At 41.9% G+C, this 12,725-nt stretch carries 9 protein-coding genes and 2 pseudogenes; 3 read left to right on the top strand and 8 right to left on the bottom strand.

All coding sequences use genetic code 11. From position 1 onward, the window contains the following. Positions 1-7: 7 nt before the first annotated feature. From aroC to ACLV7W_RS04390, 5 genes are read right to left on the bottom strand one after another with little or no spacing between them, the layout of a single operon-like run. Complete coding sequence (gene aroC, locus ACLV7W_RS04410) at positions 8-1,174, bottom strand: chorismate synthase (RefSeq protein WP_049502175.1); 1,167 nt, start codon at positions 1,172-1,174, stop codon at positions 8-10. A gap of 9 nt (positions 1,175-1,183) precedes the next feature. After that, entirely contained in the window at positions 1,184-2,251 is a 1,068-nt protein-coding gene (gene aroB / locus ACLV7W_RS04405) for a 3-dehydroquinate synthase (protein WP_411865499.1), read from the bottom strand. Between the two features lie 18 nt (positions 2,252-2,269). Further along, on the bottom strand, positions 2,270-3,124 hold the full coding sequence (locus ACLV7W_RS04400) for a shikimate dehydrogenase (RefSeq protein WP_411865498.1): 855 nt from the start codon (positions 3,122-3,124) through the stop codon (positions 2,270-2,272). Then, a complete protein-coding gene (gene aroD / locus ACLV7W_RS04395) occupies positions 3,114-3,791 on the bottom strand; it encodes a type I 3-dehydroquinate dehydratase (protein ID WP_000767765.1) in 678 nt (225 codons plus the stop codon). The genes ACLV7W_RS04400 and aroD overlap by 11 nt, the downstream gene beginning before the upstream one ends. Next, on the bottom strand, positions 3,788-4,951 hold the full coding sequence (locus tag ACLV7W_RS04390; protein WP_084950323.1) for a class I SAM-dependent rRNA methyltransferase: 1,164 nt from the start codon (positions 4,949-4,951) through the stop codon (positions 3,788-3,790). The genes aroD and ACLV7W_RS04390 overlap by 4 nt, the downstream gene beginning before the upstream one ends. A 116-nt stretch (positions 4,952-5,067) precedes the next feature. On the opposite strand from ACLV7W_RS04390, the gene ACLV7W_RS04385 reads away from it, so the two are divergent. Further along, the gene (locus ACLV7W_RS04385) at positions 5,068-7,218 is read left to right on the top strand and encodes an LTA synthase family protein (protein WP_411865497.1); all 2,151 of its coding nucleotides are present in this window, start codon (positions 5,068-5,070) and stop codon (positions 7,216-7,218) included. A 66-nt stretch (positions 7,219-7,284) separates the two neighbouring features. Here ACLV7W_RS04385 and ACLV7W_RS04380 read toward each other — a convergent pair. Next, positions 7,285-8,697: pseudogene (locus ACLV7W_RS04380) on the bottom strand (hypothetical protein); the annotation flags it as partial. Between the two features lie 59 nt (positions 8,698-8,756). Here ACLV7W_RS04380 and ACLV7W_RS04375 point away from each other — a divergent pair. Next, positions 8,757-10,108 (top strand): IS3 family transposase gene (locus tag ACLV7W_RS04375; RefSeq protein ID WP_142358424.1). Its coding sequence is split into 2 segments (ribosomal slippage): positions 8,757-9,198 and positions 9,198-10,108, totalling 1,353 coding nucleotides; the frame shifts between segments, so codons are not numbered across the junction. A 31-nt stretch (positions 10,109-10,139) separates the two neighbouring features. Here the strand turns inward: ACLV7W_RS04375 and ACLV7W_RS04370 are convergent. Next, positions 10,140-10,361 (bottom strand): annotated as a pseudogene (locus tag ACLV7W_RS04370) (hypothetical protein); the annotation flags it as partial. Next, complete coding sequence (locus tag ACLV7W_RS04365) at positions 10,342-11,091, bottom strand: ABC transporter ATP-binding protein (protein WP_033684913.1); 750 nt, start codon at positions 11,089-11,091, stop codon at positions 10,342-10,344. The gene ACLV7W_RS04365 and the pseudogene ACLV7W_RS04370, both read right to left, overlap by 20 nt. A 177-nt stretch (positions 11,092-11,268) precedes the next feature. Between ACLV7W_RS04365 and ACLV7W_RS04360 the strand changes: the two genes are divergently transcribed. Next, positions 11,269-12,723: an alpha-amylase gene (locus ACLV7W_RS04360; RefSeq protein WP_411865496.1), complete on the top strand. Its 1,455-nt coding sequence runs from the start codon at positions 11,269-11,271 to the stop codon at positions 12,721-12,723. Positions 12,724-12,725: the final 2 nt, after the last annotated feature.

The following is a 12,725-nucleotide window of genomic DNA, read 5'->3' as shown; positions in this document are numbered from 1 at the left end:
GAACTCCTTAATAGTTCTTTGTATAGTCTCGGTGTTTGGCTACTGCTTCTTTTAATTCCTCTAGATTATCTGATGAGAATTTTTCAAGGATTTCTTGTGCCAGAACCGTTGCAACAACGGCTTCCATGACTACACCTGCTGCTGGAAGAGCGGTCGGATCACTTCTCTCCACGGTTGCCTTATAAGGTTCGTGGGTTTCGATATCCACACTCATAAGAGGTTTATAAAGAGTAGGAATGGGTTTCATGACGCCACGAACAACAATTGGTTGCCCATTGGTCATACCACCTTCAAAGCCACCTAGATTATTGGTACGGCGAGTATAGCCGTCTTCTTTAGACCAGAGAATTTCATCCATAACTTGGCTACCTTTGCGGTAACCAGCTTCAAATCCAAGGCCAAATTCAACCCCTTTAAAGGCATTGATAGAAACAACAGCTTGGGCCAATCTTGCATCCAATTTTCTGTCCCATTGGACATAGGAACCAAGACCAACTGGAACACCTCCGACGACTGTCTCCACAACCCCACCGATGGTATCACCGTCACGCTTGATTTGGTCAATATAATCCTTGATTTCCTGTTCCCTTTCTTGGTTGACAATAGAAACTTCTGACTGGGCAGCTCTTTCCTTAATCTCAGCAACCGTGAGATTCTCAGGAACATCGATTTCCTTGCCACCAAAGACTACGACATGGTTGACAATTTCTATATCCAGCTCAGCCAAGAGGCGTTTGGCTACTGCCCCAACTGCCACCCGCATGGTGGTTTCACGGGCAGATGAACGCTCCAAAGAATTTCTCAAATCGTCAAAACGGTACTTGATTCCCCCAACCAAGTCGGCGTGACCGGGACGAGGATGGGTGATTTTTCGTTTGCTTTTAAGGCGGTCTTCAATGTCCTCCACAGACATGATGTCCAGCCATTTTTGGTGGTCCTTATTGATGATATCCATGGTAATAGGAGCCCCTGTCGTCTTCCCATGGCGAACACCCGAAGTAAAGACAACCTGGTCACTCTCAATCTTCATACGACCACCGCGGCCATATCCACCCTGACGACGTTTCAAATCCTCATTGATGTCCTCTGCTGTCAAAGGGAGTCCAGCTGGAATTCCTTCAATGATAGCCGTCAGACGGGGGCCGTGTGATTCTCCTGCAGTTAAATATCTCATACACTCTCCTTATTTTACCAAGTAGTCTTTCATCTCTTCCAGAGAAACTGGGTGAATAGTCGCTGAACCGAGCTCTGGTACCAAGACCAATTTCAAGGTATTGCCACGCGCTTTCTTGTCATGAGTCAAAGCCTGATAAAGCTTGTCAACATCCCAGTTTTCATAATCAACAGGCAAGCCAAATTTCTGACACATATCTGTAATGGACTGAGTTATGCCAGCTGGCATAAGGCCTTTTTCCTCAGCTACCTTGGAAATCTGCACCATGCCCATGGCAACAGCTTCTCCATGCATGACCTTGCCATAACCGGCCGTTGCTTCAATAGCATGACCAATAGTATGGCCAAAATTGAGGTAAAGGCGAACACCATTGTCCAACTCATCCTCAACTACCATCTTACGCTTAACCTGGCAAGAATGTTCAATTAAAGTCTCTGCATGTTCCAGAATGCTCTCTACAGAACCATCTAGCTCCGTCAAGAGAGCCCAAAGTGCTGGATCCTCAATCAAGCCGTACTTGATAACCTCACCCATTCCTTCAATCAACTCTCTTTTTCCGAGAGTTTCAAGAACAAGTGGATCAATCAGAACCCCGTCTGGTTGGGCAAAGGTACCCACCATATTCTTAGCAAATGGAGTATTGACGCCCGTCTTTCCGCCGATAGAAGAATCCACCTGGGCAGTCAAACTGGTCGGAATCTGAACAAAATGAATCCCCCGCATATAGGTAGAGGCTACGAAACCAGCCAGATCTCCAACGACACCACCTCCGAGAGCCACGATTCCATCGCTACGAGTCAACCCCTGCTTAACTAGAAATTCATAGACTTTCTGGACAGTGGTTAAATTCTTTCTTTCCTCCCCTTCTAAAAAGTCAAAAACTGCTACCTGAAAACCAGCATCTTCTAGGCTGAGCTTGACCTTCTCTGCATAAAGAGAAGCTACATGGTTGTCTGTCACAATGACTACCTTTTGTGGTTGCCAGAGTTCTCGCAACCATTGGCCAGCCTGAGCCAGACAACATTTTTCAATCTGAATATCATAAGGATGATGAGGAATATCGATTCTGATTTTCATAGGAGAGTCTCCTTTTCTTTATTGGTATTTTTCTGTTAAGGACTGCCAAATCTCTTCCGTTGGCATTTCCTTGCCTGTCCACAGTTGAAATGCTTCTGCAGCTTGATAGAGCAACATTCCCAGACCATTGACCGCTGGATTACCCTGCCTCCTAGCCCATTTCAAAAATGGTGTTTCAAAGGGTTGGTAAATGATATCTGCTACTAAAAGAGTTTCTGATAGGACAATGTTTTCAGGAACTGGAGATGATTGACCATCCATGCCCACACTGGTCGCATTGACAAGTAAATCCGACTCAGCAATCCTTGCTTGCAGTTCAGGAACATCTTCTAAAGCATACAAGTCCACTTTAAAGCCTGTCTGTTCCTGTAACTTGGTCAGGTAAGGTCTTGTTTTTTCCATAGAAACTGAACGAACAAAGACCGAAATCTGACTGACGCCATCCAAAATAGCTTGCCCCAAAATGGACTTGGCCGCACCACCAGCACCCAGCAAGGTCATCTTCTTACCTGAAATTGTAAAAGAAGGCAAGCTCTTAAAAAATCCCTTGCCATCTGTATTATATCCAATTAAATTGCCATTCTCATTGACAACCGTATTAACCGCACCAATCAAGCGCGCTTCATCGCTCAGCTCATCCAAATAAGGAATCACCTGCTCCTTGTAAGGCATGGAGAGATTGATGCCAAACATCTGGTAGCGACGAATATTAGCCACTGTTTCTGACAAATCACCCGCTTCAATCTCCCAAGCCACATAAGCACCGTTGGTAGCTGTCGCCTCAAAGGCCCTATTGTGAATAAAGGGGGAAATAGAGTGCTTAATAGGATTGGCAACAACGGCAGCTAAACGTGTATAGCCATCAAGCTTCATCCAAAATCTCCCGAATTTTTTTCATGTTAGCTAGAGAAATCTGACCTGGGGCACTGGCCTCATCTAAACTAGCAAAGGACCAGCTAGAACCAGTCACATCCGCAGTGATACGAGAAACTTTGCCCACCTTGCCCATAGAAATGGTCACATACTCCTGTTCAGGATTGAGGGTTTTAAAGCCTCGTGTATAGTTCATCAAGTCTAAGACATCCTGCTCTGTGTGAGCCATCACTGCAACCTTGACAAGTTTTGGATTTAAGCTCGTCAACTCTGACAAGATTTCCATCATATTTTCAGGTGTTTCTTGGAAATTGTGGTAACTCAAAACAAGATTTGGGAAGTCCAGCATTTCCTCAAAAACATCCTTGTAGCTGTAGTACTCAAAATCAATATAGTCTGGTTGATAGAGTTGCGCCACTTCCTTGATTAGATGGATATATTCTTCTGGAGAAAGGTCGATTTCTCCCCCCTCAGAGCGAGTTCGTAGCGTGAAAACCAACTCACGACCTGCGAATTTTTCAAAAATCGCTGGAGCCACCTGCAAAATCGCTTCCTTAGGCAGATAGTCGGCACGCCATTCAATGATGTCGGCATCCAGGTACCTCGTGGCATCCAGAGCCTGGGCCTCCTCTAAACTTCTTGGCATTACTGAAACGATTAATTTCATTTACTAACCTTCATACTAATCACCTTGAGGTAATTACTACTTTCATCTTTTTTATTATAGGCGAAATCTGCTGGAAGACCGTATTTGTTTAAAATCTGGTAACTTCTTCCTGCAAAGCCTTTATCAATTTGTTCTATAAATTTCTGGCGGGAAACATTGGCAGCATTGGTACTGGCAATGATAATCCCTTCCGGATTTAAAATCTCAAGACTCTGGGATATCAACTTGTGATAATCCTTAGCCACAGAAAATGTTTGTTTTTTGTTCCGAGCAAAGCTAGGCGGATCTAGGACAATCACATCATAGGTCAAGCCTTTTCGCTTGGCATACTTGAAATACTCAAAGACATCCATGACTATAAAACGATGGTCGTCTGTGCTGATTGCATTTGCCTGAAAATGCGCTTGAGACAATTCTCGTGAACGTTTAGCTAGGTCAACCGAAGTAGTCTGGCTTGCTCCTCCCATGGCCGCAGCTACTGAAAAGGCTGCTGTGTAGGAAAACATATTGAGCAAGGATTTACCCATAGCCAACCCATCCACTAAACTACCGCGAACTTCATGCTGATCTAGGAAAATCCCTGTCATCAAGCCATCGTTCATAAAGACTTGATACAGAACACCATTTTCCAGAACAGTGAAAAAGTCAGGTGCTTCTTGACCATAAACATGGGCAGATTCATAGTCCAAACCCTTAAAACGGATCTTTTCATATGCTCCTAACACCTCAGGAAAAACCTGTCTAAAAGCTTCTGAGATAACCTTGCGAATCTGATAAACATAAGAGTTATACCAAGAAAAGACAGCATAGTCGCCATAAAGGTCCACTGTCATACCACCAAAGCCATCTCCCTCTTGGTTGAAGAGACGAAAGGCAGTTGTCAATTCGTCTTGATAGTAGGCTTTTCTCTTTTCTTTAGCTTGTCTAAACAGTGCTTCAAAGAAAGCTTGATTGAAGGTCACCTTGTCTGTGCTAACAAACCAGCCCAAGCCCTTGTTTTGCTGAGAAAGGTAGGCAGTACCAAGAAAGTTTCCATCTTGACTATGAACTTCTACTTCCTGATCCTTGAGATGAACATCTGCAAGATCACTGGCTTCTAGTAAAACTAGTCCCTTTGAAAGCTTTTTTTCAACCCTTTTGCTGACTCTTATTTTATTCATAGTCCCTATTATAGCAAATTTTGTGACAATTCTCAAAAAAGAAACTACCCTTGCTTTTTTACTCTAGTTTTAAAAAATGGTATACTAATACTAATAAAAACTTAGGAAGTAATTGTGTGAGAATCAATTTTAACAAAATCCAAAAAGCCATCGGTACCAGACTGGGTTTTGTCCTAACCCTTTTAATCCTCTATTGGCTCAAAACCTTATTAGCCTATACCGTTGACTTCAATTTAGATATTCAAGTAGGCAAATTGCAGGGAAATTACCTTGCCTTTATCGCCTTTTTCAATCCCATTCCTTTGGGACTCCTCCTGCTGGCTCTAGCCCTCTATGCTCGGTCAACCAAGATCTTTTATGGCCTGAGTATAGCTATTTATAGCCTTTTGTTCATTTGGCTTTATTCTAATATTTTTTACTATCGAGAATTTAGTGACTTTATCACGGCCAATACCATGAAGGTGGTCAGCAAGGTATCTGTTGGTACTGCGGAACTAGAGTTACTGCGCTTTTGGGATTTCATCTATTTTATGGATTTCCCACTGCTGGCTTTCCTTTTCTATAAAAAATTCATCCAATTGGATAGGAGACTTTTCAAATTCCGCTCCAGTGTTGCCATCACTGCTCTCTCGGCCCTGCTCTTTTCAGCTAACCTTTTCTTGGCTGAGATTGAGCGTCCCGATCTCCTGTCGCGAGGATTTTCTAATTATTATGTTGTCCGTGCCCTTAGTTTGCCAGCCTTTTTAGGTTATAGTGCCAACCAATCATACAGCGCAAACAAGGAACGTGCTAAGGCTTCTGAGACCGACCTGCAACCTATTACAGATTATATTCAAGAACATTCTGCTAAGCCCAATCCAGACTATTTTGGCCTTGCCAAAGGGAAAAATGTGATTTATCTCCACTTGGAGAGTTTTCAGCAGTTCCTACTTGACTATAAACTCAACATAGATGGAACTGATCATGAAGTCACTCCCTTCCTTAATTCCCTCTACCATTCGCAATCAACCCTAGCCTTTTCGAATATCTTTAACCAAGTCAAGGCTGGTAAAACCTCAGATGCGGAAACCATGCTAGAGACCGGCTTGTTTGGACTTGACCAAGGTTCTTTCATGGTCAACTATGGAGGTACCAATACCCAGCAGGCTGCGCCTTTTATCCTATCAAAAAATGGCTACCAATCAAGTGCTGTCTTTCACGGTAATATCGGGACCTTCTGGAATCGAAATACGACCTATAAACAATGGGGCTACCAATACTTCTTTGATGCTTCCTATTTTACCAAGCAAGACAGTAGCAATTCTTTCCAATATGGTTTAAATGATAAAATCATGATGAAAGATTCTATTCAATATCTAGAGCACTTGCAGCAGCCTTTTTATGCCAAGTATATCACGGTGTCCAATCACTATCCTTATGCTAGCAATCTGACAGGCGATGAGCTTGGTTTCCCCTTGGCTAAAACCAAAGATGAAACAATCAACGGCTACTTCCAAACGGCTAACTATCTGGATAGTGCTATCAAGGCCTTCTTTGACTATCTCAAAGAAAGCGGCCTCTATGAAAAATCCATCATCGTCATCTACGGAGACCATTATGGAATTTCTAACTCCCGCAATCCTGACCTCGCTCCCTTGATTGGCAAGACTTCTGAGAACTGGTCGAATTACGACAATGCCATGTTGCAACGAGTGCCTTTTATGGTGGTCATGCCTGGCTATGAAAAAGGACAAATCATCAATACCTACGGTGGACAAATCGATATCTTACCAACTCTCGAACACCTCCTTGGTATTGAGTCCAATTCCTTCCTTCAGGTTGGGCAAGACCTCCTATCACCAGACCATCAAGAAATCGTTGCCTTTCGGACTGCTAATTCCTTCGTCACACCCAAATATACCAGCTACGACGGACGAACCTACTATACTGAGAGCGGTCTTGAAATCAGTAATCTTGATGAACAAGCTCAGACTGAACTAGAAATCGTTCGGCAGGCAGCCAGCCAACAGCTAAAAATCAGCGACCAAATTCAAACTGGTGATTTGATACGTTTCTACCAAGCAGATCATCTTGGAAAAGTTGATACAGAAAGTATTTCTTACCTCAATTCATTACCAATTCTTCAAAAGATTGAGCAGGAAAAAGGAAGTCAATCAACCAGTCTCTTTAGCCAACGACAAGGTAAAACCAGTACTGACCTTTTCAAAGCTCCAAGTTACCAAGAACTCCATCCAGAGTCGGCAGAAACCGAATCAAAATCACAATAAAAGATGCTCTTCCATCGTGGAGGAGCATTTCTTTTTAAAAATTTATCAAGCAAGCGATCAACTAGCTCATCTTTTTTCTATTTCTGCCAATATCCGTGACAGGTAGTAATGATAGCCCAAAATAGCAAGAGCAAGCAAGAGGATAAGAGCTCCTACTCCCAAGCTAATGGCAAGGATAGGGGAGAGAGACTGAACCAAGAATGAACTCACAATAACTGAAATCAACAAGATCAAACCATAAATTAAGAGTAAAACCATTGCTACTATACGATTTGAACGGTTCACCAAGTCCGTAATGCTACTCCAATTGGTTGACAGATTTTTCACATCCTTAAAGTAGTGGTGGCAAGAAAGGATGACACTGGCAAGGGTCCATACTACAAGAAGGTAAATCATCGAAAGGATGGGCAAGCCTAAATATAGAGAAAGACCAAGTAAAGTCAGAACTGGTAAAAAGGACTGGACAGCAAATATAATCCAAAATTTCACTTTCACATAACGAGCAAAGTCAAAGGGTAAACTCTTAAGAAAATCAACATTTTCCCTCTCTAAGGACAAGGCAATTGAAGGAAGGCTGGTGATATTGTTATTAACAACTGCTATAAACACTCCTACAAAAAACAAAGGTAACCAGTATGGAGGATGAATTTCTGGAACTATCTGATAATCTCGGAGGTTGGAAATCAGACCGATCATCATGAGATAAGGAAGAAAAGCACTTGTAAAAAGCACAGTAATCACGCCAGTCCCCTGTCCCAAGAGAGAGAGGTTATAGCGCAAAACCATACGGAAAAAGCCCTTTTTAGTAGTTGAAATCCTCTCCTTACTGCGTCGTTCTTTTATGACCTTCTCCTCACTGTTAAGTAGGATCACGTCATAAAAATGAGGAAGAACTTTCTTTTTGCTCAGGTAAAGCAAGAAAACAGTTAGAATTATCCAAGCGAGCAGACCCAGGATGGCTTCTGTTGAAAAAGGCTCCACTGCTATTTTGTAAAAGAGATGAATAGGATAAAGAAGAAGTGGAATTTCTTTAGTCTGATTACCTATACCTCTAGAAGTGGACTGGACAAAGAAGACAAATAATAAAGGTATGAGAACCCCTATCCCAATCATCACATTCGCAAAAATAGACTGATACTTTCTAAAAAGCGCAGTTTGAGCCAAGAAATGCACTGCCACTATCATCACTAAAGCCAAAGAGACAAATAATAAGACCAAGGACAGCAGCATCAAAGGCAAACCCAGCCACAGAGAAGGGGCTAGCCTAATGTAGAGGACTAGAAAATAAGCCAGGATTGGTATAATTCCAGCTAGAGCTGGCAAGAGGACAGACAGACCTTTGGCAATTATAATCTCTGATTCTTTAAAAGCATAGGGCCTATACGATGCCAAGTCCTTACTCTCATAAAAGACATTGTAAAAAGCTGTTAAAGAAGTTGAAAAGACAAGCAGCAGTAAAAAAGAAATCATTCCACTAAAATTGAACTGCACCCCAAAAGTTAGACAGAAAAAAATCTAACTTTTGGGGTGTTTTTACTATGAAATTAACTTATGGTGATAAAGTTCAGATCTATGAATTTAGAAAGCAAGGTCAAAGATTCAAACAGCTTTCGAAAAGATTTGGTGTGGATGTTTCTGGTCTAAAATACATGGTGACATTGATTGACCGTTATGGAATAGAAATCGTCAAAAAAGGGAAGAATCGTTACTATTCCCCAGAATTAAAACAAGAAATAATCGATAAAGTTCTGCTGGAAGGTCGTTCACAAAGAAGTGTAGCTTTGGATTATGCTTTGCCTGATCGTTCGCTGTTGAAAAATTGGCTGGCGCAATACAAGAAAAACGGGTATACTATTGTTGAGAAAACAAGAGGGAGACCAGCTAAAATGGGACGTAAACGAAAGAAAACTTGGGAAGAAATGACAGAATTAGAGCGACTTCAGGAGGAGAATGAACGTCTACGTACCGAGGTGGCCTACCTAAAAAAGTTAAAAGAGTTAGAGGAAAGGGACGAAGCCTTAGAGCGAGAAAGGCAGAGACAGTTAGAGAAATGGCTTCAGGAGGATTTCGACTAGATTTACTTCTTGAAGTGGCTCGTTTACCTCGCTCAACTTACTACTATCAGTTGAAGGAACTAGATGGACTTGACAAAGATAAAGAGCTTAAAACCGAAATTCAGGCCATTTATAATGACCATAAAGGAAATTATGGCTATCGTAGAGTTACTCTTGAACTAAGAAATCGCGGTTTTGTGGTGAATCATAAAAAGGTCCAACGTCTGATGAAAGTCCTTGGTTTAACAGCTCGAATTCGTCGGAAACGAAAGTATTCTTCCTATCGAGGAGAGATTGGCAAGAAAGCAGAGAATCTCATTCAACGTCAGTTTGAAGCATCAAGGCCAATGGAAAAGTGCTATACCGATGTGACAGAATTTGCCATTCCAAATAGCACACAGAAACTCTATTTATCGCCTGTTTTAGATGGCTTTAATAGCGAAATTATCGCCTATAACCTTTCAACTTCACCAAACTTAGAACAAGTGAAAGCTATGTTAAACCAGGCCTTTACAGAGAAACACTACGAGCATACCATTCTCCATAGCGATCAAGGCTGGCAATACCAACACGATTCTTATCATCGATTCCTAGAGAGTAAGGGAATTCAAGCATCCATGTCACGCAAGGGCAACAGCCCAGACAATGGTATGATGGAGTCCTTCTTTGGCATTTTGAAATCGGAAATGTTTTATGGTTACGAGAAGCACTTTAGGTCTTTAGAAGACCTTGAACAAGCTATTGTAGACTATATTGATTACTACAACAATAAACGAATCAAAGTCAAACTAAAAGGACTTAGCCCTGTGCAATACAGAACTAAATCCTTTCAATAATTATTTGTCCAACTTTGTGGGGTCAGTACAAATAAATGGGGTTTTCCTCAAAAGGAAAATGAATGGCTATATTACTAAAAGCGATGAGCACCAAGAGACTAGAAAAAATGTAAGAACTTAGGACTCTAGCGGAAACATTTACTTTTTTCCCAGGATTCTTAGCCTGCTTCTTTCGTAGGTTAGCCAGATTAGCTTCTTGAGATGAATATAGAATATTGATATCAACTAATTTTTTAATGACCTTGAGACGCATCTGAAACCTCCTCTTTTCTACCAGCAAGGCTAAGGTAGATACTTTCCAAAGACTGGTCTGGGTGGTCTTTTCTCAAGTCCTCCACGCTACCACAATAAATCAAATGCCCCTTTTTCAAAATGGCAATCCGATCACAGACTTGCTCGGCCACCTCTAGAACATGGGTTGAAAATAAGACCGTCTTGCCTTTTTGTGCATGTTCCTTCATCATCTGCTTCAAATCAAAGGCAGCCTGGGGATCCAAACCAGTCAAGGGTTCGTCCAAGACCCAAATATCAGGATCAGACAAGAGTGCCCCGATGACAAAGACTTTCTGACGCATTCCGTGAGAAAAAGTTTCAATGACCTGATAGCGATTTTCAGCAAAATCAAAAATTTTCAATAGCCTAGCTAGACTAGCCTCCAAGTCAGAGCTAGTCAGATCATAAGAGGAGGCGATTAATTCCCAAAATTCATTGGCCGTTAAGCGTAAAAATAAGTCAGGCGAGTCTGCTACGTAGCCAATCTTTCGTTTGATAGCCAAGCGATTTTCCGATAAATCCTGACCATCTACCAAAATACGACCACTGCTGGGTGAAATAATACTAACTAAGGATTTTATAGTGGTTGATTTTCCAGCCCCATTATGGCCAATCAAGCCCATAATCTCCCCATTTTCAATCTGCAGATTGAGATTGCTCAAGGCCTCTTTATCACCATACAACTTACTAACATTTTGAAATTCAATCATGAGAAATCTCCTCTCTTTATCTATGTAATTTACTATAATTATAGCGCTTTCATTTTAAAAATCAACATTTTATATAAAATAGTCAAAAACTTATTATTCAGTTTTACGCAAACGTTTGAGCTAACCGATACTTTATGATAGAATAAAGAACAAGATTGACAAGTAAGAGGAAACATCATGCAAAATCAAACACTCATGCAATACTTTGAATGGTATCTGCCCCACGACGGCCAGCACTGGACGCGTCTAGCTGAAGATGCTCCACACCTAGCTCATCTCGGTATCAGCCACGTCTGGATGCCACCAGCTTTCAAGGCTACCAATGAAAAAGATGTAGGTTATGGGGTCTATGACTTATTCGACTTAGGAGAGTTTAACCAAAAAGGAACTGTCCGCACCAAGTATGGTTTTAAAGAAGACTATCTTCAAGCCATTCAAGTTCTAAAAGCACAGGGAATTCAACCTATGGCCGATGTGGTGCTCAATCACAAGGCTGCTGCTGATCACATGGAAGCCTTTCAAGTTATCGAAGTGGATCCTGTAGACCGTACAGTTGAACTTGGGGAACCCTTCACCATCAATGGCTGGACTAGTTTTACATTCGATGGTCGCCAAGATACCTACAATGATTTCCACTGGCATTGGTACCACTTCACCGGTACAGACTACGATGCTAAACGCCGTAAATCTGGGATTTATCTGATTCAAGGAGACAACAAGGGTTGGGCAAATGAGGAATTGGTCGATAACGAAAATGGTAACTACGACTACCTCATGTATGCCGACCTAGACTTTAAACATCCTGAAGTCATCCAAAATATCTATGACTGGGCTGACTGGTTCATGGAAACGACTGGTGTAGCTGGTTTCCGCTTGGATGCCGTTAAACACATTGACTCTTTCTTCATGAGCAATTTCATCCGTGATATGAAGGAAAAATACGGTGAGGATTTCTATGTTTTTGGTGAATTTTGGAATCCTGATAAGGAAGCCAATCTGGACTATCTTGAAAAAACGGAAGAACGCTTTGACCTTGTTGATGTTCGTCTCCACCAGAATCTCTTTGAAGCCAGTCAAGCTGGCGCAAACTATGACCTTCGTGGTATTTTCACAGATAGCTTGGTTGAACTCAAACCTGACAAGGCTGTAACCTTTGTCGACAACCACGATACCCAACGTGGTCAGGCTCTTGAGTCTACTGTTGAAGAATGGTTCAAACCAGCAGCCTATACTCTCATTCTATTACGCCAAGACGGCCTTCCATGTGTCTTTTACGGAGACTACTATGGGATTTCAGGGCAGTATGCTCAACAAGATTTCAAAGAAGTCCTTGACCGCCTCCTAGCCATCCGAAAAGATTTGGCCTATGGAGAACAAAATGACTACTTTGATGATGCTAACTGTATCGGTTGGGTACGTTCAGGTGCTGAACATCAATCCCCAATCGCAGTCTTGATTTCAAATGACCAAGAAAACAGCAAATCAATGTTTGTCGGCCAAGAATGGGCTAACCAAACCTTTGTAGATTTACTTGAAAACCACCAAGGTCAAATTACAATTGATGAGGAAGGTTATGGACAATTTCCAGTCTCAGCTGCTTCGGTAAGTGTCTGGGCAGCCAATACAATCTAATA

Source organism: Streptococcus mitis (assembly GCF_965111735.1).
GTDB classification, from domain to species: domain Bacteria; phylum Bacillota; class Bacilli; order Lactobacillales; family Streptococcaceae; genus Streptococcus; species Streptococcus mitis_DR.
This window is presented reverse-complemented; position numbering and strand designations above follow the sequence as displayed.

Bases quoted from the DNA above. Each gene is read 5' to 3' on its own strand.
- aroD (WP_000767765.1), bottom strand. From the start codon at position 3,791: ATGAAATTAATCGTTTCAGTAATGCCAAGAAGTTTAGAGGAGGCCCAG.
- ACLV7W_RS04360 (WP_411865496.1), top strand. From the start codon at position 11,269: ATGCAAAATCAAACACTCATGCAATACTTTGAATGGTATCTGCCCCAC.
- aroC (WP_049502175.1), bottom strand. From the start codon at position 1,174: ATGAGATATTTAACTGCAGGAGAATCACACGGCCCCCGTCTGACGGCT.
- ACLV7W_RS04400 (WP_411865498.1), bottom strand. From the start codon at position 3,124: ATGAAGCTTGATGGCTATACACGTTTAGCTGCCGTTGTTGCCAATCCT.
- ACLV7W_RS04365 (WP_033684913.1), bottom strand. From the start codon at position 11,091: ATGATTGAATTTCAAAATGTTAGTAAGTTGTATGGTGATAAAGAGGCC.
- ACLV7W_RS04390 (WP_084950323.1), bottom strand. From the start codon at position 4,951: ATGAATAAAATAAGAGTCAGCAAAAGGGTTGAAAAAAAGCTTTCAAAG.
- aroB (WP_411865499.1), bottom strand. From the start codon at position 2,251: ATGAAAATCAGAATCGATATTCCTCATCATCCTTATGATATTCAGATT.